Origin of the sequence: Oryzisolibacter propanilivorax, assembly GCF_900103645.1 — a bacterium.
GTDB lineage: Bacteria > Pseudomonadota > Gammaproteobacteria > Burkholderiales > Burkholderiaceae_C > Melaminivora > Melaminivora propanilivorax.
The window spans coordinates 49,499-69,482 of the sequence record NZ_FNHP01000003.1; the positions used below are offsets into that span (position 1 = coordinate 49,499).

The window sequence follows — 19,984 nt, forward strand, 5'->3', positions numbered from 1 at the left end:
AGAGAATCGAACCATGCTTCAAGCGCCTTTCCCGACCCCTGCCCTGTCTCGCCAGCTGGTGCTGGCCTCCACCTCGCGCTACCGGCGCGAACTGCTGCAGCGCCTGCAGTTGCCCTTCGATATCGAATCGCCCGACGTGGATGAAACCCCCTTGCCTGGCGAGGCGCCTGCGCCGTTGGCGCAGCGCCTGGCGCTGGCCAAGGCGCACGCGGTGGCGCTGCGCCACCCGAACGCGCTGGTCATCGGCTCTGACCAGGTCGCCGACTTGGCCGGCGAGCCGCTGGGCAAGCCGGGCGGGCACGAGCGCGCGGTGGCGCAGCTGCAGCGCATGCGCGGTCAGTCCGTGGTGTTCCAGACCGCCGTGGCCGTGGTGTGCCTGGAGTCCGGCTTCGCGCAGGCCGAGCTGGCGCAGGTGCGGGTGCGTTTCCGCGACCTGCACGACGACGAGATCGAGCGCTACCTGCGCGCCGAGCAGCCGTATGACTGCGCCGGCAGCGCCAAGAGCGAAGGCTTGGGCATCGCACTGCTGGACGCCATCGACAGCGACGACCCCACGGCGCTGATCGGCCTGCCGCTGATCCGCACCTGCCGCCTGCTGCGCGCTGCCGGCGCGCGCCTGCCATGAGCGGCGCCAAACCCGCACCCGGCACGCTGTACCTGGTGCCGGGGCCGCTGGACTTCGGCTGCGACGCGCAGGTGCCGCTGGACGACGTGCTGCCCGCCGGCACGCTGCGCCGCGCTGCCGCGCTCCGCCACTGGATCTGCGAGAACGCGCGCAGCCTGCGCGCTTACCTGAAGCGCGTCGACGCGCTGCACCCGCTGGCACTGCCGCTGCAGCAACTGCAGGTGGCCGAACTGCCGCGCCAGGCGCACAAGAAGGGCGACCACCCGGGCAGCGGCGGCGCGTTCGACGCTAGCGCGCTGCTGGCGCCGCTGCTGGCCGGGCACGACATGGGCTTGGCGAGCGAGGCCGGCATGCCGGCCATCGCCGATCCCGGCAGTTCGGTGGTGCGCGCCGCGCACGACGCCGGCGCGCGCGTGGTGCCGCTGGTCGGGCCGGTGTCGCTGCTGTTGGCGCTGGCGGCCAGCGGGCTGAATGGGCAGGAGTTCGCTTTCGTCGGCTACTTGCCGCAGGACGCGGCGGTACGGGGGCAGCGCATCCGCGAACTGGAGGCGCTGGCGCTGCGCCAGGGTCAGAGCCAGCTGTTCATCGAAACGCCGTACCGCAACCCGGCGCTGTGGCAGGCGTTGCTGCAGCAGCTCAAGCCCGACACCCGGCTGGTACTGGCGCAAGGCCTGACCCTGGCGGACGGCCAAGTGCGTTCGCTGAACGTGCGGCAGTGGCGCGCGCTGGGCGCCGCGGCGGCACCGGACAACCGCACGCCGGTGGTGTTCGCCCTGGGGCGCTGAAACGCGGCGAGTGGCAGCCGGCATGCACGGCAGCCGTGTCCGGAAAACAAAAAACCGCAGCCAAGGCTGCGGTTTTTTCCTTCCGTGGCCGCACGAGACGCGGTTGCGCCTCGCCGCCAGGCCGACGTCAGATCTTGACGCTGTTCATGTACTGGTTGAACGGGAACTCGGAGAAGCGGTTCCACAGGATCTGGTCGCGCTGGAAGGCGCGCATGTCCTGGTGGATCTTCTTGAACTCGGGCGACTTGGCCTCGTGCTCGGCAAAGACTTCCATGCAGGCCTTGAAGCCGGCATCGTTCACCGCCTTGGGGAACGCCTTGAGCTGGGTGCCGCTGGCCACCAGGCGCTTCAGGGCCTGCGGGTTCAGTGCCATGTACTTGGCCGTGCCGTCAGCGGCAGCCACTGCCGCGGCCGCCTTGACGATGGCCTTGTTCTCGGGCGAGAGTTTGTCGAACGCCTTGTTGTTGATGAAGAACTCCAGGTCGGCGCCGCCTTCCCACCAGCCCGGGTAGTAGTAGTACTTGGCGACCTTGTTGAAGCCCAGCTTCTCGTCGTCGTACGGGCCGACGAACTCGACCGCGTCCAGCGTGCCCTTTTCCAACGCCTGGTACAGGTCACCGGCGGGCAGGTTCTGCGCCACCACGCCCAGCTTGGCCATGCCTTCGCCGAACACGCCGCCGCCCATGCGCATCTTCAGGCCCTTCAGGTCCTCGACGCCCTTGATCTCCTTGCGGTACCAGCCACCCATCTGGGTGGTGGTGTTCAGTGCGCTCAAGGTCTGGAAGTTGTACTTCGAGAAGAAATCGTTGAGCAGCTTGCGGCCGTTGCCGTAGTCCTTCCAGGCCATGTTCTGCAGCGCTGTCAGGCCGAAGGGCACGGCGCAGCTGAAGGCGAAGACAGGATCCTTGCCGGTGAAGTAGTACGCGGCGGACAGGGCCATCTCGATGGTGTCCTTCTCCAGGGCGTCTACCACGCCGAAGGCGGGCATCAGCTCGCCGGCGGCGTGCACCGACACCTCGAACTTGCCGCCCGAGAGTTCCTTGACGGTCTCGGCGAACTTCACGCCCGTGCCGAAGATGGTGTCCAGGGACTTGGGGAAGCTGGCGGCCATGCGCCAGCGCACTGCCGCCTGGGCGTGCACGGCAGGCGCCACGCCAGCGGCCAGCACGCCGGCGATGCCGGCCTGCTTGATGATTGAACGACGATCCATGGACTTGTCTCTCCGGTTGGTTGGTGACGAAAACAGGATGGCAGCCCGCATGGGGGCCTGGTGGGCAATCATGCCGTGCTGCGCAATCGTAAATTCTAGAAACAGCGCCTGCGACAGCAGTTACGTGTTTCCCCTCGAACGTGGGGCCGCCGCATCACCCGGCGTCACGCCGCCGCGCGCCTGGCACCGGCCTGCGCCTGCTCGCCGAAGCGCGCGCGCACCGAGCGTTCGATGCCCGAGGCATCCAGCCCCAGCTGTGCCAGCAGCCGCGCCGGGTCGCCATGCTCGGTGAACACGTCGGGCACGCCCAGCTGCAGCACCGGCAGCACCACGCCGGCGGCGTTCAGCGCCTCGCACACGGCGCTACCGGCGCCGCCCAGGATGGCGCCCTCCTCCACCGTCACGATGGCCTCGTGCGTGGCGGCGATGCGCAGCAGCAGCTCGGTGTCCAGGGGCTTGGCCCAGCGCATGTTGGCCACTGTCGCATCCAGCCGCTCGCCGGCCTCCAGCGCCGGGTACAGCAGCGTGCCGAAGGCCAGGATGGCGATGCGCGCGCCCTCGCGGCGCACCTCGCCGCGGCCGTAGGGCAGGCCCTCCAGGCTGGCCAGCGGCACCGCGCCGACGCCGGCGCCGCGCGGGTAGCGCACGGCCACCGGGTGGTCCTGCTCGAAGGCGGTAGTGAGCAGCTGGCGGCACTCGCGCTCGTCGGCCGGGCAGGCCAGCGCCATGTTCGGGATGCAGCGCACGAACGGGATGTCGTACACCCCGGCGTGCGTCGCGCCATCGGCGCCGACGATGCCGGCGCGGTCCAGCGCGAAGACCACCGGCAGGTTCTGCAGCGCCACGTCGTGGATCAGCTGGTCGTAGGCGCGCTGCAGGAAGGTGGAGTAGATGGCGACCACCGGCTTGACGCCCTCGCAGGCCATGCCGGCGGCGAAGGTTACCGCGTGCTGCTCGGCGATGCCGACATCGTAGTAGCGGCCGGGGAAGCGCCGCTCGAACTCGACCATGCCCGAGCCCTCGCGCATCGCCGGGGTGATGCCTACCAGCCGCTGGTCCTTGGCGGCCATGTCGCACAGCCACTGGCCGAAGACCTGGGTGAAGGTCTGCTTCGGGGGCGTGGCCGGCTTGACCAGGCCGATCTTTGGGTCGAACTTGCCCGGGCCGTGGTAGGCCACCGGGTCAGCCTCGGCCAGCTTGTAGCCCTGGCCCTTCTTGGTCACCACATGCAGGAACTGTGGGCCCTTGAGCTCCTTGATGTTCTCCAGCGTGGGGATGAGCGAATCCAGGTCGTGCCCGTCGATGGGGCCGATGTAGTTGAAGCCGAACTGCTCGAACATGGTGGCCGGCACCACCATGCCCTTGGCCTGCTGCTCCAGGCGCTTGGCCAGTTCCAGCAGCGGCGGCACGTTCTTGAGCACGTTCTTGCCGACGTCGCGGGCGCGGGTGTAGACGTTGCCGCTCATCAGCTGTGCCAGATAGCGGTTCAGTGCGCCCACCGGCGGGCTGATGCTCATGTCGTTGTCGTTCAGGATCACCAGCAGGTTGGCATCCGCCACGCCGGCGTTGTTCAGCGCCTCGAAGGCCATGCCGGCGGTCATCGCGCCGTCGCCGATGATGGCCACGCAGTGGCGCTCCACGCCCTGCTGGCGCGCGGCCAGCGCCATGCCCAGCGCGGCCGAGATGCTGGTGGACGAGTGCGCCGTGCCGAAGGTGTCGTAGTCGCTCTCGCTGCGCTGCGGAAAGCCCGACAGGCCGCCGAGCTGGCGCAGGCTGGCCATGCGGTCCTTGCGGCCGGTGAGGATCTTGTGCGGGTAGGTCTGGTGGCCCACGTCCCAGACCAGCCGGTCCTCGGGCGTGTTGAACACCGCGTGCAGAGCGATGGTCAGCTCCACCGTGCCCAGGTTGGACGACAGGTGCCCGCCGGTCTGGGACACGCTGTGCAGCACGAAGGCGCGCAGCTCGTCGGCCAGGCCTTTCAACTCGGCGCGCGAGAGACGGCGCAGGTCGGCCGGGTCATGGATGCGATCGAGCAGCGGATGGGTCGTGGTGGACATAGCTATGTTTTATATAGCACAAGGCCATTGAAAGACAAGGGCCTGCGTGCGTTTTGGCTCCAGATGCGCGGGCCGGGCGCCTTGGAGGCGGGTTGCAGTGGGTGAGTGTCAGTGCGTGCGCCGCACCACCATGTCGGCCAGCGCCGCCAGCGCGCGCGTGTCGGCCAAGCCGCTGGCGGCCAGATGTGCATGCGCCTGCGCCAGCAGCGCATCGGCATGCGCGCGCGCGCCTTCCAGGCCCAGCAGCGAGACGTAGGTCGGCTTGTCCTGCGCCGCATCCTTGCCGGCGGTCTTGCCCAGCGTGGCCGAGTCCTGGGTCACGTCCAGCACATCGTCGACCACCTGGAAGGCCAGGCCGATGGCCGCGCCGTAGCGCGCCAGCGCCTGCAGGGCGGCGTCGTCGCATGCGCCGCAGGCCGCGCCCATCTCGACACTGGCCTGCAGCAGCGCGCCGGTCTTCAGCGCATGCATGCGGCGCAGCGCCGCCTCGTTCATGGGCTTGCCGACATGCGCCAGGTCGATGGCCTGGCCGCCGGCCATGCCCTGGCTGCCGGCGGCGCGCGCCAGCAGCCGGCACAGCCGGGCCTGGGTGGCGCAGTCCACGCCGTCGTCGGGCGTGAGCAGCTCGAAGGCCAGCGCCTGCAGCGCGTCGCCGGCCAGCAGCGCCTGGGCCTCGCCGAACTGCACGTGCACCGTCGGCTTGCCGCGGCGCAGCACGTCGTTGTCCATGCACGGCATGTCGTCGTGCACCAGCGAGTAGGCATGGATCAGCTCCACCGCGCAGGCTGCGCGCAGCGCAGCGCCTGGCTGTCCGCCCACGGCCTCGCAGGCCGCCAGCACCAGCAGCGGGCGCAGCCGCTTGCCGCCGCCCTGCACGGCATAGCGCATGGCCTCGCCCAGCCCGTCGGGCGCGTCGATGCCCAGGAAGCGCTCCAGCGCCGCCTCGACACGCGCCAGCCGGTCGACCAGCCAGACGCCCAGGTCGAAGTCATGCGCCACAGCCGCGCCGGCCAGCGCACTCATGCCTCGTTCCACGGCTGCAGCGCGCCGTCGTCCAGCACCTTGATCTGCTCCTGCACTGCCTCCAGGCGCGCACGGCAGAACTGCAGCAGTTGCGCGCCGCGCTGGTAGCCGGCCAGCATCTGGTCCAGCGGCATCTGCCCGGACTCGATGCGCGCGACGAGCTGTTCGAGCTCCTGCAGCGCGGCCTCGTAGCTGGCGGGTTCCGGGGGCGGGGTGGAAGCGGCGGGGGCCTTGGGCATGGCGGATCGGAGGGTGGCGCCGGGCGCGCAAGTGGAAACCGGGCATTTTAGGACGCGCCCTGCTCCGGCCGTGCCGCGCATGGCCGGGAGCCGGCCCGATACACGTACCCATCCCACGGAAATAACCCCACCAACTACAATCCCATTCCGTCACAAGACCGGCTATGGAGCGTTGCCCAGGGCCGGTTTCTTTTTTCCCGGGCGCCCGTGCGCGCCTGCCTCTCCCTGTGGGGAGTCTTTAGGTCAGGTCACCCATGTCTGATTTAAGTCTTCAACTGCAGCAGGCCACGAGCCAACTTCCCGTCTCCAGCTATTTCGACCCGGCGCTGCTGCAGCGCGAGCAGGAATTGCTGTTTGGCGCCGGCCCGCGCTACGTCGGCCACCAGCTCGCCGTACCCGAGCCGGGCGACTACCACGCGCTGGCGCAGGAGCAGCAGGGCCGCGCCCTGGTGCGCAACGCGCAGGGCGGTATCGAGCTGATCTCCAACGTCTGCCGGCACCGCCAGGCCATCATGCTCCATGGCCGCGGCAACCTGCGCAGCCAGGGCAAGGGCCACGCCGGCGGCAACATCGTCTGCCCGATCCACCGCTGGACGTATTCGCCCGAGGGCACGCTGCTGGGCGCGCCGCACTTCTCGCACGACCCCTGCCTGAACCTGAAGCAGTACGGCCTGCGCGAGTGGAACGGCTTGCTGTTCGAGGACAACGGCCGCGACATCGCCGCCGACCTGGCCGGCATGGGCCCGGCGCACGACCTGTCGTTCGACGGCTACGCCCTGGACCATGTCGAGCTGCACGAGTGCCGCTACAACTGGAAGACCTTCATCGAGGTCTATCTGGAGGACTACCACGTCGGGCCGTTCCATCCCGGCTTGGGCAACTTCGTGACCTGCGACGACCTGCGCTGGGAATTCGGGCGCGAGTTCTCCGTGCAGACCGTCGGTGTGGCGCCAACGTTTGCCAAGCCCGGCTCGGATGTCTACCGGCAGTGGCACGAGGTGCTGCTGCGCTACCAAGGTGGCGAATACCCGAAGCGCGGCGCAATCTGGCTGACCTACTACCCGCACATCATGGTCGAGTGGTACCCGCACGTGCTCACCGTCTCGACGCTGATACCGCAGGGCGTGGACCGGACGCTGAACATGGTCGAGTTCTACTACCCCGAGGAGATCGTGGCCTTCGAGCGCGAGTTCGTCGAGGCGCAGCGCGCCGCCTACATGGAGACCGCCATCGAGGACGACGAGATCGCCGAGCGCATGGACGCTGGCCGCCGCGCCCTGCTGGCGCGGGGCGACAACGAGGTCGGCCCCTACCAGAGCCCGATGGAGGACGGCATGCAGCACTTCCACGAGTGGTACCGCGCGCGCATGGGCCAGGCGCTGACGCAGGGCTGAACGGCCGTTTTTTGCTCATGAAATAGTAGCTGCAAGCCCTTTGTTCATCAGGGCTTGCGGCTTTTTTCATTCCAAAACCTGAATTTTCACGCCCATGCAAGCGTTGTGGATGGTCCTGGCCGCGTTCCTGTTCGCCAGCATGGGGGTGTGCGTGAAGATCGCCTCGCAGTGGTTTTCCGCCTTCGAGATGGTGTTCTACCGGGGACTGATCGGCATGGCGCTGCTGGCGCTGCTGGCGCGCCACCAGGGCGCGCGCCTGGGCACGCGCTACCCTGGCATGCACGCCTGGCGCAGCCTGGTCGGCGTCATCTCGCTGGGCGCCTGGTTCTATGCCATCGGCTACTTGCCGCTGGCTTCGGCCACCACGCTGAACTACATGAGCAGCGTGTGGATCGCCGCCTTCGTCATGGGCGGTGCGCTGCTGCAGTGGCGGCCCTCGCCCGAGCAGCCGCGCCCGCCGCTGCAGGTGCCGCTGGTGCTGACGGTGCTGGCCGGCTTTGCCGGCGTGCTGCTGATGCTGCGCCCCAGCGTCGGCCAGGGCCAGGGTTTTGCCGGCACGGTGGGGCTGCTGTCGGGCTTTTGCGCGGCCATGGCGTATATGCAGGTCTCGGCGCTGGCGCGCCTGGGCGAGCCCGAGGCGCGCACGGTGTTCTATTTCGCGCTCGGCTCGGCGGCGGCCGGCGGGCTGGCGGCCGTGGTGACGGGCTTCTCACCCTGGCCGGGCTGGCCAGCGCTGTGGCTGCTGCCGCTGGGCCTGCTGGCCGCGGGCGGCCAGCTGTGCATGACGCTGGCGTACTCCCGCGCGCGCACGCCGCGCGCCACGCTGGTGGCGGCCAGCCTGCAGTACTGCGGCATCATCTTCGCCAGCCTGTACGGCGTGCTGGTGTTCGGCGACGAGCTGCCGCTCATCGCTTGGGGCGGCATGGCGCTGATCGTCGCCAGCGGCATCGCCGCCACGCTGCTGCGCGCAAGCCGCGGCGTGACCGCGCACGAATAGAGCCCGCGGCAGATGCGGCGGGCACCGACGCGCAGGCACCGGCGCGGCGGCCACAATCGGCCTTCCTCTGTCCACTCACCGCCGTGCCATGCCCTCCTACACCCTGCTGATTTCCGTGCCCCAACTGCAGCAACTGCTGGACAGCTCCCAGCGGTTGATGGTGTTCGACTGCAGTTTCGATCTGGCCGCACCCTCGCACGGCCTGGCGCTGTACCAGGAGGAGCACATCCCCGGCGCCGTGCACGCCGACCTGGACCTGAACCTGAGCGCGCGCCATGGCGTGCCCGGCCCCGGCGGCATGCTGGTGGCGGGGGCGGCCGATTCGCCGTGCTCCGGCGGGCGCCACCCCCTGCCCAACCGCGAGCGCTTCGCCATGTGGCTGTCGGCCATCGGTTTCGCCAACGACATGCAGGCGGTGGTGTACGACCGCAACCAGAACATGTTCTGCGGCCGCCTGTGGTGGATGCTCAAATGGATGGGCCACGATGCCGTGGCCGTGCTGGACGGCGGCCTGCCCGCCTGGAAGGCAGCCGGCGGCGCGCTGGCGCAGGGCGACGAGCCGGCGCACTTCCAGACCAACTTCGAGATCCGCGAGCCGCTGCGCCAGCTGGTCGATGCCGACCTCGTCTGGCAGCGCCTGCACAGCAGCGGCCAGACCGTCATCGACGCCCGCGCCGCGCCCCGCTACCGGGGCGAGGTCGAGCCACTGGACCCGGTGGCCGGGCACATCCCCGGTGCGCTGAACCGCCCGTTCACGCAGAACCTGGCCGAGGACGGCCGCTTCAAGTCGCCCGAGCAACTGCGCGCCGAGTTCGACCAGCTGCTGGCCGGCCGCGCGCCGGATGGCGTGGTGCACCAGTGCGGCAGCGGTGTCAGCGCCCTGCCCAACCTGCTGGCCATGGAGGTCGCCGGCTATCCGCCCGCCGCGCTGTACGCCGGCAGCTGGAGCGACTGGTGCAGCGACCCGGCGCGGCCGGTCGAGCGCGGCGGCTGAAACGGGTATTGCCCCCTCTCCCGCCCTGCGGGAGAGGGCTGGGGTGAGGGTAAGCGCACTGCACATCGGCGCAGCGCCTGGACTGTCCCCTCACCCCTGCCCTCTCCCCCACGGGGGAGAGGGAGTCAAGACGTGAAACGCGCGAGCGGCTGGCGCAAGCCCCCGCCTCACATCGGCGTGATCGAAATCGCCCGCGTGTTCAGGCACGCCTCGACCGCCTCCGGCCCGCCCTCGGAGCCGTAGCCCGAGTCCTTCAGTCCGCCGAACGGCAGCTCGGCGCTGGGCGTGGCCGGCTGGTTGACCCACAGCATGCCGACCTCGACCTGGTGCGCCAGCGCGTGCGCGTCCTTCAGCGAACGGGTAAAGGCGTACGCCGCCAGGCCGTACGGCAGGCGGTTGGCCTCGGCGATGGCGTCCGCCAGGTCGGTGAAGCCGCGCACCGCCGCCACCGGGCCGAAGGGCTCTTCGTTGAAGATGCGCGCCGACAGCGGCACATCGTCCAGCACCGTGGGCGCGAAGAAGTGGCCGGCGCCGCCGCCCAGCGTCTCGCCGCCGGTGACGACCCGCGCGCCCTGCTGGCGCGCGTCGCCCAGGAAGTCCTGCATCGCCGTCACGCGGCGCGCGTTGGCCAGCGGGCCCATGCGCGTGCCGTCCTGCAGGCCGTCGCCCACCTGCAGCCCTTCGGCGTGGCGCGTGAGCGCGGCGACGAACTCGGCGCGCACGCTCTCGTGCACCAGAAAGCGCGTCGGCGCGATGCACACTTGGCCGGCGTTGCGGAACTTGGCGCCGGCCGTGGCCTTCACGGCCAGCTGCACGTCGGCGTCCTGGCAGACGATGACCGGCGCGTGCCCGCCCAGCTCCATGGTCACGCGCTTCATGTGCGCGCCGGCCAGCGCCGCCAGCTGCTTGCCGACCACCGTCGAGCCGGTGAAGGTCACCTTCTTCACCACCGGGTGCGGGATCAGGTAGCCGGAGATCTCGGCCGGGTCGCCATACACCAGATTGACCACGCCGGCCGGCAGGCCCGCGTCAGCCAGAGCGCGCACCAGCTCGGCCGGGCTGGCCGGCGTTTCCTCCGGCGCCTTGACGATCAGCGCGCAGCCCGCCGCCAGCGCCGCTCCCAACTTGCGCACCACCTGGTTGATGGGGAAGTTCCAGGGCGTGAACGCCGCTACCACGCCCACCGGGTCCTTCAGCACCAGCTGCTGCACCGCCGGGTTGCGCGCCGGCACGATGCGGCCATAGACGCGCTGGCCCTCGTCGGCGAACCATTCCAGGATGTCGGCAGCGGCCGCCGCCTCGCCGCGCGCCTCGACCACCGGCTTGCCCTGCTCCTGCGTCAGGATGGTGCCGATGGCGTCGGCGCGCTCGCGCATCAGGGCGGCGGCGCGGCGCATGATGCGCGCGCGCTCCACCGCGGCCATGGCGCGCCAGGTCTCGAAGCCCTTTTGCGCCGCCGCCAGGGCGCGGTCCAGGTCGGCGGTGCCGGCGCGGGCCACCGTCCCGATTTGCTGTCCGGTGGCCGGGTTGTGCACCGCCAGCGTGCGGCCGCTGGCGGCGTCCTGCCACTGGCCGTCGATGAACAGGCGGGTATCGGGATAGGTCATGCGGAAATCTCCTGGAAATAAAAGAAGAGGCACAGGAAAGGAAATAAGGCAGCCAGGCCACGCCGGAGCCGTTTGCGGCCGGGCCGCTTAGGGCAGCAAGCCCAGTGTGCCGCAGGGCTGGTGCCCCGCGCTGCTTCGGGGGAGACAAGAAAGGTCTCCGCTCGCGCGGGGCAACCCCTCCAGCTCAGTGTCGGTCGTGGTGGCAGCGAGGCCTATCCCCGCTCGCGCGGGGCAACCTTGCCCAGCTCGATCTTGCGGGCGTTGTTCTCGGGCCTATCCCCGCTCGCGCGGGGCAACCCTCGGGCCATGCATCACGCCGGTCCGCTCGTGCGGCCTATCCCCGCTCGCGCGGGGCAACCGGAACTTGGTGTTCATGGGTCAGGTTTCCTCGGGGCCTATCCCCGCTCGCGCGGGGCAACCGCCGGCAGCTGCGGCGCTGACGGGCGCGGCTTGGGCCTATCCCCGCTCGCGCGGGGCAACCGAGGCTGGGCTGGCGCCGGTGGGCGAGGCGTAGGGCCTATCCCCGCTCGCGCGGGGCAACCTGGCCCGCTGCGCATCGGCGCGGGCGCCCTCGGGGCCTATCCCCGCTCGCGCGGGGCAACCGGATAGGCGCGCTGGTTGAAGGTACTGCGGTCGGGCCTATCCCCGCTCGCGCGGGGCAACCTTCCTCGTCGCGCAGGCCGTTGAGCTTTTGCAGGGCCTATCCCCGCTCGCGCGGGGCAACCGCCGCCGCCATCGCGCTGCATGTGCAGGCGTGCGGCCTATCCCCGCTCGCGCGGGGCAACCGGCATGGTGATGCTGGGCAGCCGCACGTCGAAGGGCCTATCCCCGCTCGCGCGGGGCAACCGCGTGCTGCAGCCACTGGCGCAGGCTCAGCGGGGGCCTATCCCCGCTCGCGCGGGGCAACCCTGGAGGGCGAGGGCAAATCCGACGTGGCGAAGGGCCTATCCCCGCTCGCGCGGGGCAACCGGCTTGCCGTCGCGGCTGAACATGGCGATCTGGGGCCTATCCCCGCTCGCGCGGGGCAACCTGCTTGCGCCGCTGCTCGATCCAGGACAGCTGCGGCCTATCCCCGCTCGCGCGGGGCAACCCGGCCTATCCTGCCGGCCATGCCGTCACCATCGGGCCTATCCCCGCTCGCGCGGGGCAACCTGCGCCACGGCGGCCGGACGGCTGCGGTCGCGGGGCCTATCCCCGCTCGCGCGGGGCAACCGAGTGGTCGGACATTGGCAAGGCGGGCATTGCGGGCCTATCCCCGCTCGCGCGGGGCAACCTAGGTGAGGGAGCCGGTGGCTTTGGCCTGGGTGGGCCTATCCCCGCTCGCGCGGGGCAACCCCCACGGTGCTGGCGATGTTGCCCACCATGCCGGGCCTATCCCCGCTCGCGCGGGGCAACCTCCAGCACCAGGGCGCAGGTCTGGGAATGGCGGGGCCTATCCCCGCTCGCGCGGGGCAACCTGCTGATGGCCCCGGCACTGCCGGGGAGGGGGGGGCCTATCCCCGCTCGCGCGGGGCAACCGAAGACTGCAGCCCGCAGCGCGCGCAGATTGACGGCCTATCCCCGCTCGCGCGGGGCAACCAGCTTTCCTCCGGTGTAGGTGCGGGCAGCGAAGGGCCTATCCCCGCTCGCGCGGGGCAACCCAGACCTGCGCGCTCTCTAGCTTCCTTCATTCGGGCCTATCCCCGCTCGCGCGGGGCAACCATAGCAGCATCTCGCCGCGTGGCCTGCGCTGTGGGCCTATCCCCGCTCGCGCGGGGCAACCCATGTCGTCGCCATAGGCGTGCAGGTCGTGCAGGGCCTATCCCCGCTCGCGCGGGGCAACCGGCAAATACCCAAATGGAATGGCGCCAACTGGGGGCCTATCCCCGCTCGCGCGGGGCAACCACGCCTTCGTCGGTCGGCGTGTACGTCGTCTTGGGCCTATCCCCGCTCGCGCGGGGCAACCGGACTGGGGCATGCGGCCCGGGCATTGCGGTAGGGCCTATCCCCGCTCGCGCGGGGCAACCCCTAAGGAGTAGAAGGGGCCGCGGGTGTTTGCGGGCCTATCCCCGCTCGCGCGGGGCAACCTACCTGGCCCGCGTCAAGGGCTCGCACCACCAGGGCCTATCCCCGCTCGCGCGGGGCAACCAGACGGGGCGAGCGGGCGCATCAGTAGTCCACCGGCCTATCCCCGCTCGCGCGGGGCAACCAAGCCCTCGAGCAAATGCAGGTCGTTGAAGTCGGGCCTATCCCCGCTCGCGCGGGGCAACCACCGTGGTCATGGACGTGAAGGCCTGGGCGCTGGGCCTATCCCCGCTCGCGCGGGGCAACCGAGGGCGCAGCGCTGGCCAAGCTGGCCGGCCTGGGCCTATCCCCGCTCGCGCGGGGCAACCGGCCGCTCATTCTCGACCTCGTGCCCTACCGGCGGCCTATCCCCGCTCGCGCGGGGCAACCGTAGCGCAGGCGCTGGTCGATCAGGCTTGCCAGGGCCTATCCCCGCTCGCGCGGGGCAACCCTGATGCGGCGGGGCGCGAGTGGGTGGACCTGGGGCCTATCCCCGCTCGCGCGGGGCAACCCCGTACACGCGCACGCTGGTGGCGCCGGTCAGGGGCCTATCCCCGCTCGCGCGGGGCAACCAAGCCGCGCATGAGGGCGTCGGTCAGCGACTGGGGCCTATCCCCGCTCGCGCGGGGCAACCTGCCAGCCGGACTTCAGCTCATAAAACGCGCCGGGCCTATCCCCGCTCGCGCGGGGCAACCTCTCGCACTTAACTCTTTGCCCTGAAAGAGAAAAGCAGGAAAGTGATGTTGAATTTTAAAGAGCGTCCAACACAATCGTTCAACGGCGCACGATCCACATACCGTCTGCTTCCACCAACTCGCGTGGGGGTTCGCCCAGATGGGCCACGCCTACGCCGCCTGTGGCGTTGACATCGCGCCAGACCATGACCGCACTGCCTTGTCGCTCATGGCCGTACCAGTCGGACAGCACCTGCCAGACGCGCTCGCGCACCCCGGGATTCATGCGGGGCGATACAAAGATGTTGGGTGCCACCTCCAACATGACCGACGACAGAAAGCCGTGGAACCGGCCCGGCATGTCACGAATCACGATCATCGCCAGCGCCATGGCTCTCCTCGTCTACACGCAGCACCTGCTTGATGCGATCGATCATGGCTCCAATCACCTGCTGCTTGCGGAACACGGAGGCGGCTTCGCGTCGTACCAAACGATCGATGGTGTCGTCTGATTGCTGGGCCCGCTTGGCGGCAGTGAATGCAATCTGCAATGTCACCGTGTCACGAAACAGGTCGGCAATGTCCAGTACGAACGATTGCCCTGAGTCTTCATGGATGAAGCCCAGCGGCGGCAGCGCGGCCACGGATTGCACGGCGATGGCGGCCGCTGCCTGCACCGCCGTGGCGGCGTGGTTGATGGCCTGGTTGGCAATGTCTGCGGCGTTGGGATTAGCGCGGTCATAGTGCCGTCCCTCCCATTCGATGCCGTGCTTTTGCGCCATCAGGCGGTAGATGGTCTTGACCCTCGCGCCCTCGATGCCGCGCAAGGTGTCCAGATCGCGGTGGGGCAGGACTTCGCCCAAGCGCAAGGCATACATATGGCGCGCCACGCTGATGCGCCGACGCGGGCTGCCCCACAGCTCGGCCTGACGGCGGGCAACGTCGGAGCGGTCAGGCAGCAAGGGCGGCGCGGTATAGCTGCGCACGCCGTCCTCGCCCACCGCCGCCAGCAGCGTGCCATGGCGCGCCAACAGGCGCAGCGCGTCGTGTGTCACGCTGCTGCCCGGCCCCAGCAAGATCATGGACACCGCCTGATGCGGAATCTGGTCGATGCCCGGCGTCAGGCTGTCCTTGCCCCGCATGAAGTGCAGGCAACCCTCCACCACGCACAGCTCGCCACGCGAAAGCCACAGCAAGCCGTGGCGGTCTGCGTGCGGAATGCGGGCCTTCTCCAGCCCTAGCCGGCCCTTGAGCATGGTGCTGCCCTTCAGCCGGCAGGCTGCAGCAGCAGCATGCCGAAGCCGAAAGATCGGTGGCGCCCCACGCCGCGCGCAAGCAGGTGCGCGAAAGCCGTCGTATCTGCTACGCGCAACCGGCCCGTCAAAACGGCATCCGGCCCCTCGATGGCCTTGCCCTTGCGCTCTTGGCCGGTCTGGGCCTGTGTGCGGCGCAGCACCTTGCTGCGAGCAAAGGCGCTGAGCCGAACGTCCAGCAGCTCCACCGCACCCTGCCAAGGCTGGCGCTCGGCGTCCTGCGGTGCGCTCAGATGCTGTCGCAGCCACCCGGCATAGACGGCCTCCCGCTGCAGCGGCGCTCCTTGCGGTCCACCTGCCTGGGCAACGGCGAGCAAGAACGCATCTTGCTCGCCCTTGGCACCGCGCACCGCGGGCCGCACGCGAACATCGAAGTTCAGCTCATGACCTGGCGCCCACTGGTTGGGAAATGGCCGCAGACGGTAGCCCTGGCGGCCATCGGCCAGACACAGCCCCAGGGCCTGAGCCGCCAGCGGATCGGCACTGGCGACATGGGCTTCGAATGCCTGAGCGTCCAGCCCGGTGTAGGCCAGCAGGCCACGGTGCTCGTCCAGGTATCGAAATGGCTGTGGTGCGTGTGTGCCCAGCGCCGCGCGCAGCAGGCCATGCAGCGCATCGCCCAAGTCTGTGCTTTGGCGCGCGTGGCGTGCCTGGTGCCGCGCCATCCAGGCCGCCAGCAGCCGGGCATCGGGCTGCAGGTGCAGCAGATGCAGTTGCGGTGTTGTGCTCATGCGTTGTGCTCCACTGCGCGCAAGGGCGCCTCACGGACCGGACGCCAGCCCCCATGCACGCCGCTGATCCAGTTGCGCTCGTCGCAGACATCCAGCAGGCGGTCGCCTGCCTGGGAGCCCTCCCCGTCGGGCCATTGGGCGCGCCAGTCCTGGTCAGGCTGCACGCTAGCCTGCAACACCATGGCAGCCCGCAAGGCGCCGTGTATGTCCGCAGCTTCGACCCAACCTGCCACCAGCCGGCCTGAAGGCAGGCAGGGTTTACGGCCAATGAACAGAGGGCGTGCCGGGCGATCTAGCGCTGCGGCAATTTCGTCCAGCGTGGGCGCCTGCTCTGCCGGCTCCAGGCGCAGCACCACCCAGGCGCGCAGGTCTGCGTGGTAGTCGCGGTAGCGCAGGTGTGGGCCGGCATAAGTGCCTGCGCCACCGGCCCGGGCTTCGGGTGTGCCCCAGGTCGTCCATGCCCTGTCGTCCTTGCCGAGCTGTGCCGTCTGAAAATCCTGAATGCGCCGCGCACCCGGCTGCAGGACGCAGCCCATGCGCAGACGCTCCTGCAGGCGGTTGTGACAGGCGCCCTGGCCGCGATCCCAGCCCAGCGCGTTGGCAATCAGGCCCGTCACCATGGACAGCGCCGGAAAGTCCCGGATGACGCCCAGGTTGTCGATGGCCTCGCCGCCGAATGCGATCAGGGGCGAGGCCAGTTGAAGTACCAGATGACGCGCCACATCAGGCCTCCACGCTGGCCTGTACCACGGCGCCTTGTGCCCAGGCGGCCAGCGCCTGCAGGCTCAGGCGCTGCGCGCCTGGGATCTGCACATCGTCCACCGCCAGATAGCGCCGCGCCAGCGGTGCGCCATACGCGGCGTCCAGCTTCGCGATCTCGTCTCCCAGGCGCTGCACGGTGGCCTGCCGCAGGGCTGGCTGGCGCAGCGACAGGGCATTGTGGAAGGCGCCCGCCAGGCTGCGCGGCTGCCAGTCGCCTGCCTCCACCAGCATGAACTTGGCCCACTCGAACGGCGCGGTGGAGCCGCGCTTGGCGCCAGGGCTTACCGTGGCGATCAGGTGCAGCAGGCTTTGCACCACACGGCCGGCCAGCTCGCGCTGGGCCGGCGTGGCGCTGGCCCAGTCCTTGATGTGGACGCCCTCCAGGTTGGCAACCAGCTGGGGCACGTCCACCACCACGTAGCCGTAGTACAGGCCGCTGGCCAGTTCGGTATCGAAGATGCCGGCCGAGCCTGCCTCGCCCGCTTCGCGCAGCAGGTCATCGACCACGGTGAAATAGTCGTTTTCCACCTGCGCCTCGTGCACGGTGAAGGCGTGGGCGACATAGACGGCGGCGTCCCGGCTGGCCAGCACGTCGGAAGTCACCATGCGGCCGAACAGGGCTGACTCCAGGCCACTGCCCAGGCGCAGGGCCTCGATGTTTTTCTTTTCTTCCTTCAAGAAGGCCGCGATGGCCGCCTTCAGCGCCTTTTCTTCCGTGTGCTCGCTGGCCAACGCGGCGCAGCGCTGCACCAAATACTCGATTTCCGCGTAACCGAGCAACACCGCCTGCCCGGTTTCCAGGGCTTCCTGGCCCTTGAGGTCCTTGGCCTTGTCCAGCAGCCCGGCGGCGCGCAACCCCTCCACCGCGATCTGCGCAAGGGACTCATCCACGCCGGCCTTCATCAGCCGATCCTTGATGAGGCGCGGCGTCTCGCGCGAGCGCACGGCCATGGGCACGTCCAGGCGGCTCAAGGCGAATGCGTCATCCGCCACACGCCAATGCCGCTTCAGGCATTGCGACGACACGCGCGTGCGGATGGCATCGCCGTAAGGCAGGCGCTTGGCCAGCCCCGCGTCATCACGGTTGAGCAAGGTGGCGGAGTAGTTGTGCAGGGTATGAATCTGCAGAAAGCGCGGCAGGGTCATGAGGGCTCCTGAAAGACGGTGAAAAAGAAAAAAGGGTGTGCAAGACAAAAATTTGATAGCAGACGGTCCTTTGCCGACAAGGGCTCAGGCGGTTTTTTCCTTGCGGTTCAGCGCAGAGAAGTAGTGGCCCGCCAGACGTAGGCGGATGTCTTCGGCCTGCGCCTGTGCATCGCGCTCGGCACTGCCCTCCTTGAGCACCAAAGCGCCCAGTTCGTGCCAGTTGGGCCGCACGCCCTTGCTGGCCAGCAGACGCAACACACGCGGTAGCAACTGGGTGAAGGCGTCTCCCCGAGCAGTCAGCATCTTGCTGACGCGGGACTCGGCCACACTCGCACGCGCCAGCTGCTCGCCCAGCCGCCCCTGGCCGTCATGCCCGGCCAGGGCAATGCCATGCGCCACCAGCGCCCAGCGTTGCCAAGTGGCAGTGCGCCAGGTTTCAGGCTGCAGCCCGGCCGACAGCAAGGCCCGCGCCAGCGCGGCGATTTCGTGGGGCCGCAGGGGCTCGTCGGGGCTCAAGCGCGCCAGCGCGGCACGCTCCCCTGGGTCGGCCCGCTCCACGTAGCTGGCCAGGGCGTTGAACGGGTTGAGCGTCACAGCAGGGGCAGCTGCTGGCTGGAGGTGGCCGGCGCCGGGTGGGCTTGTGCTGGCGTCTGCGCGGGAAGCGGATGGATCGGACAAGGCAAATCTCCTTCGGGAGCGGATGGACGGGAGTTTTTTTGTGCGGCGTAGTGGCTTGCCAGCTCCGACAAGGCGCCCTTGCCGCTGCGCAATCCACCGTGGAAGCGCGCCAGCGCACTGGCGCGCGCCTTGTAGCGCTGCATGCCGCTGCGCGGGCCGGCGTCAAAGGACTGGAGCAACACCGCTTCGGCGCGCTGTGCCAGTCCCAGCAGCCACTGCACATACACCACGTCCTGCTGCTCGCCCTCGGCTTCGGCGTGCTGGGTCAGATCGCTGAAAAAGCGGCTGTCTTCCTGGGCTTCAAAGGGTTGCGCGAATCGGCTGGCACGGACACTGATGGTGTCATTGCCATTGACGCTCTCACCATTGGCGAACAGTACAGCCAGCGCGCTCCACAGCAGCTTGCGCATGTCGCCGATTGCCTGGATATGTTTTTGCGCCAGTGCAGCCACCAGTGGACGCTGTGCGTTGTCCATCAGCAGTCGGCGCAGCTTGGGCGAGACGGGAACGCGCCGTTCATGGAAGCCTTCCGTCTTGCCCTGTCCACGCACGGCGGCTCTGGCGAGCACCTCCAGGCGCGCGTCGGAAGCCCAGCCGTTGAGGCGCCACGCGGCACCATGGGCAAAACGCTCACCGGCCAGCAGTTCCGTCATGAGCTTGTAGTCGAACCCGGCGGCAGACACTGTGAGCGCCTTCGCCTTGGCCTTTTCAACCGGCGTCCAGGCGTCGCCCGTGACACCGTTGCTGTCCTTGGCAGCAACGCGGGTGGTTTTGCTGCCGGCAGCGTGGGCCTGTATTTTTCCGTGCGGGGCTACAAGACGCACGCGCCGGCAAATTTCGATGTAGAACGGATCGAGCGATGACAGCGCCAACGACTCGGCGCCTGACCACGGCAGCAGCCACAACAAGGCATGGCCATCCTCGTATGCAAAGCTGTGATCACCAGCAATTCGCTCGCGCTGCGTCAGCAGGACATGCACGTCACTGCGCCAGCGCTGCCCCCAGGCGCCCACCTGTGCCACGCCCACGCCAGGGCGGTTGGCAAAGCCGCCATTCATGCGCGAGATGCCATAGTTGCCCGCGCCCAAAAAACCTTCCTGCGTCTGCAAGCTGAGTAAGGCAAACAGCCAGTCTTCAGGCTGGGCCTGGCGCATGCGCGCCGCCTTGAGATCGTGGTTTTTGGATGTCACCAGCATGTCCATCGCATCAGGCGTGGTCAGCAGGTTGCTCCACTTGGCTGGCACCTCATTGGGTACTGGCGGCTGCAGCAAAGCCGGCCGGTCCGCAGGCGCCACCAGGCACCAAGGCGCTCCATCCGCATCGTCGGGCGTCAGCGCCAGCAAGGCGGCACGCCACTGCCCGGCCTCCTGCCATGGCGCTTCCTGCCCCGCCCGGTGCAGCGCCAAGGCGCCCAGCTGCACCAGGAAGGCATGCCAGGGATGGCGCTGGTGCGCCCGCAGCGCAGGAAAGTCGCGCACCTGGTCGGCTGCCATCGCCGCCAGCAGTTCGGGCAGGCTGGTGGTCTGCAGCGCCCCATCACCAGTGCCGCGCCAGCGGATCAACGGCGCATCCAGCACGTTCCACTGCAGTGCATCGCAGACAGGTGTTTCAAGCATTGTGTTGGCCATGGGTGGAACCATCCTTTGCAGGTGCAGTATGTTTTTGATAGCTGGATGCCATTGATTTACAAGGGCTGAAGGCACTTT

17 protein-coding genes and 1 CRISPR repeat array are annotated in these 19,984 nt (G+C 69.2%); of the genes, 5 read left to right on the forward strand and 12 right to left on the reverse strand.

Annotation, left to right across the window (positions count from 1 at the left end; genetic code table 11):
• Nucleotides 1-13 precede the first annotated feature (13 nt).
• Both BLQ61_RS05740 and BLQ61_RS05745 read left to right on the forward strand, forming a co-directional pair.
• On the forward strand, nt 14-625 hold the full coding sequence (locus tag BLQ61_RS05740; RefSeq protein ID WP_091567685.1) for a Maf family nucleotide pyrophosphatase: 612 nt from the start codon (nt 14-16) through the stop codon (nt 623-625).
• Nucleotides 622-1,410, forward strand: coding sequence for an SAM-dependent methyltransferase (locus tag BLQ61_RS05745; RefSeq protein WP_091567688.1), 789 nt, complete (start codon nt 622-624; stop codon nt 1,408-1,410). Before BLQ61_RS05740 ends, BLQ61_RS05745 begins: the two co-directional genes overlap by 4 nt.
• 127 nt (nt 1,411-1,537) lie before the next feature.
• On the opposite strand, the gene BLQ61_RS05750 is transcribed toward BLQ61_RS05745, so the two are convergent.
• The 4 genes from BLQ61_RS05750 to BLQ61_RS05765 form a co-directional block, all read right to left on the reverse strand.
• Complete coding sequence (locus tag BLQ61_RS05750) at nt 1,538-2,620, reverse strand: TRAP transporter substrate-binding protein (RefSeq protein ID WP_091567691.1); 1,083 nt, start codon at nt 2,618-2,620, stop codon at nt 1,538-1,540.
• 164 nt (nt 2,621-2,784) lie between these two features.
• Nucleotides 2,785-4,677: a 1-deoxy-D-xylulose-5-phosphate synthase gene (gene dxs / locus BLQ61_RS05755; RefSeq protein ID WP_091567693.1), complete on the reverse strand. Its 1,893-nt coding sequence runs from the start codon at nt 4,675-4,677 to the stop codon at nt 2,785-2,787.
• Between the two features lie 108 nt (nt 4,678-4,785).
• Complete coding sequence (locus tag BLQ61_RS05760; protein ID WP_091567697.1) at nt 4,786-5,700, reverse strand: polyprenyl synthetase family protein; 915 nt, start codon at nt 5,698-5,700, stop codon at nt 4,786-4,788.
• The gene (locus BLQ61_RS05765) at nt 5,697-5,939 is read right to left on the reverse strand and encodes an exodeoxyribonuclease VII small subunit (RefSeq protein WP_091567700.1); all 243 of its coding nucleotides are present in this window, start codon (nt 5,937-5,939) and stop codon (nt 5,697-5,699) included. Before BLQ61_RS05765 ends, BLQ61_RS05760 begins: the two co-directional genes overlap by 4 nt.
• Nucleotides 5,940-6,193: 254 nt before the next feature.
• On the opposite strand from BLQ61_RS05765, the gene BLQ61_RS05770 reads away from it, so the two are divergent.
• From BLQ61_RS05770 to BLQ61_RS05780, 3 genes are all read left to right on the forward strand, one after another.
• On the forward strand, nt 6,194-7,333 hold the full coding sequence (locus tag BLQ61_RS05770; protein WP_091567703.1) for an aromatic ring-hydroxylating oxygenase subunit alpha: 1,140 nt from the start codon (nt 6,194-6,196) through the stop codon (nt 7,331-7,333).
• 94 nt (nt 7,334-7,427) lie between these two features.
• Nucleotides 7,428-8,330, forward strand: coding sequence for a DMT family transporter (locus BLQ61_RS05775; protein ID WP_091567704.1), 903 nt, complete (start codon nt 7,428-7,430; stop codon nt 8,328-8,330).
• Between the two features lie 88 nt (nt 8,331-8,418).
• The gene (locus BLQ61_RS05780) at nt 8,419-9,324 is read left to right on the forward strand and encodes a sulfurtransferase (protein ID WP_091567708.1); all 906 of its coding nucleotides are present in this window, start codon (nt 8,419-8,421) and stop codon (nt 9,322-9,324) included.
• 167 nt (nt 9,325-9,491) lie between these two features.
• Here the strand turns inward: BLQ61_RS05780 and BLQ61_RS05785 are convergent, their stop codons facing one another.
• The 8 genes from BLQ61_RS05785 to casA all read right to left on the reverse strand — a co-directional run bounded on the left by BLQ61_RS05785 (nt 9,492) and on the right by casA (nt 19,981).
• Nucleotides 9,492-10,931 (reverse strand): NAD-dependent succinate-semialdehyde dehydrogenase, encoded by a 1,440-nt coding sequence (locus tag BLQ61_RS05785; protein WP_091567711.1) that lies wholly within the window; start codon nt 10,929-10,931, stop codon nt 9,492-9,494.
• 208 nt (nt 10,932-11,139) lie between these two features.
• Nucleotides 11,140-13,669: direct repeats of the CRISPR family, unit length 29 nt; unit sequence GGGCCTATCCCCGCTCGCGCGGGGCAACC.
• A gap of 79 nt (nt 13,670-13,748) precedes the next feature.
• A complete protein-coding gene (gene cas2e, locus BLQ61_RS05790; protein ID WP_091567713.1) occupies nt 13,749-14,039 on the reverse strand; it encodes a type I-E CRISPR-associated endoribonuclease Cas2e in 291 nt (96 codons plus the stop codon).
• Nucleotides 14,011-14,904, reverse strand: a complete 894-nt coding sequence (gene cas1e / locus BLQ61_RS05795) for a type I-E CRISPR-associated endonuclease Cas1e (RefSeq protein WP_091567716.1) — start codon at nt 14,902-14,904, stop codon at nt 14,011-14,013. The genes cas2e and cas1e overlap by 29 nt, the downstream gene beginning before the upstream one ends.
• An 11-nt stretch (nt 14,905-14,915) precedes the next feature.
• A complete protein-coding gene (cas6e, locus tag BLQ61_RS05800; RefSeq protein WP_091567718.1) occupies nt 14,916-15,692 on the reverse strand; it encodes a type I-E CRISPR-associated protein Cas6/Cse3/CasE in 777 nt (258 codons plus the stop codon).
• A complete protein-coding gene (gene cas5e / locus BLQ61_RS05805; RefSeq protein ID WP_091567721.1) occupies nt 15,689-16,414 on the reverse strand; it encodes a type I-E CRISPR-associated protein Cas5/CasD in 726 nt (241 codons plus the stop codon). Before cas5e ends, cas6e begins: the two co-directional genes overlap by 4 nt.
• A 1-nt stretch (nt 16,415) precedes the next feature.
• A complete protein-coding gene (cas7e, locus tag BLQ61_RS05810; RefSeq protein WP_091567723.1) occupies nt 16,416-17,600 on the reverse strand; it encodes a type I-E CRISPR-associated protein Cas7/Cse4/CasC in 1,185 nt (394 codons plus the stop codon).
• Nucleotides 17,601-17,684: 84 nt separating this feature from the next.
• On the reverse strand, nt 17,685-18,194 hold the full coding sequence (casB, locus tag BLQ61_RS05815; RefSeq protein WP_217629380.1) for a type I-E CRISPR-associated protein Cse2/CasB: 510 nt from the start codon (nt 18,192-18,194) through the stop codon (nt 17,685-17,687).
• Nucleotides 18,191-19,981, reverse strand: coding sequence for a type I-E CRISPR-associated protein Cse1/CasA (casA, locus tag BLQ61_RS05820; protein WP_217629381.1), 1,791 nt, complete (start codon nt 19,979-19,981; stop codon nt 18,191-18,193). Before casA ends, casB begins: the two co-directional genes overlap by 4 nt.
• Nucleotides 19,982-19,984 lie beyond the last annotated feature (3 nt).

Coding starts and splice junctions, on each gene's coding strand:
- BLQ61_RS05740 (WP_091567685.1), top strand. CDS start 14: ATGCTTCAAGCGCCTTTCCCGACCCCTGCCCTGTCTCGCCAGCTGGTG.
- BLQ61_RS05745 (WP_091567688.1), top strand. CDS start 622: ATGAGCGGCGCCAAACCCGCACCCGGCACGCTGTACCTGGTGCCGGGG.
- BLQ61_RS05750 (WP_091567691.1), bottom strand. CDS start 2,620: ATGGATCGTCGTTCAATCATCAAGCAGGCCGGCATCGCCGGCGTGCTG.
- dxs (WP_091567693.1), bottom strand. CDS start 4,677: ATGTCCACCACGACCCATCCGCTGCTCGATCGCATCCATGACCCGGCC.
- BLQ61_RS05760 (WP_091567697.1), bottom strand. CDS start 5,700: ATGAGTGCGCTGGCCGGCGCGGCTGTGGCGCATGACTTCGACCTGGGC.
- BLQ61_RS05765 (WP_091567700.1), bottom strand. CDS start 5,939: ATGCCCAAGGCCCCCGCCGCTTCCACCCCGCCCCCGGAACCCGCCAGC.
- BLQ61_RS05770 (WP_091567703.1), top strand. CDS start 6,194: ATGTCTGATTTAAGTCTTCAACTGCAGCAGGCCACGAGCCAACTTCCC.
- BLQ61_RS05775 (WP_091567704.1), top strand. CDS start 7,428: ATGCAAGCGTTGTGGATGGTCCTGGCCGCGTTCCTGTTCGCCAGCATG.
- BLQ61_RS05780 (WP_091567708.1), top strand. CDS start 8,419: ATGCCCTCCTACACCCTGCTGATTTCCGTGCCCCAACTGCAGCAACTG.
- BLQ61_RS05785 (WP_091567711.1), bottom strand. CDS start 10,931: ATGACCTATCCCGATACCCGCCTGTTCATCGACGGCCAGTGGCAGGAC.
- cas2e (WP_091567713.1), bottom strand. CDS start 14,039: ATGGCGCTGGCGATGATCGTGATTCGTGACATGCCGGGCCGGTTCCAC.
- cas1e (WP_091567716.1), bottom strand. CDS start 14,904: ATGCTCAAGGGCCGGCTAGGGCTGGAGAAGGCCCGCATTCCGCACGCA.
- cas6e (WP_091567718.1), bottom strand. CDS start 15,692: ATGAGCACAACACCGCAACTGCATCTGCTGCACCTGCAGCCCGATGCC.
- cas7e (WP_091567723.1), bottom strand. CDS start 17,600: ATGACCCTGCCGCGCTTTCTGCAGATTCATACCCTGCACAACTACTCC.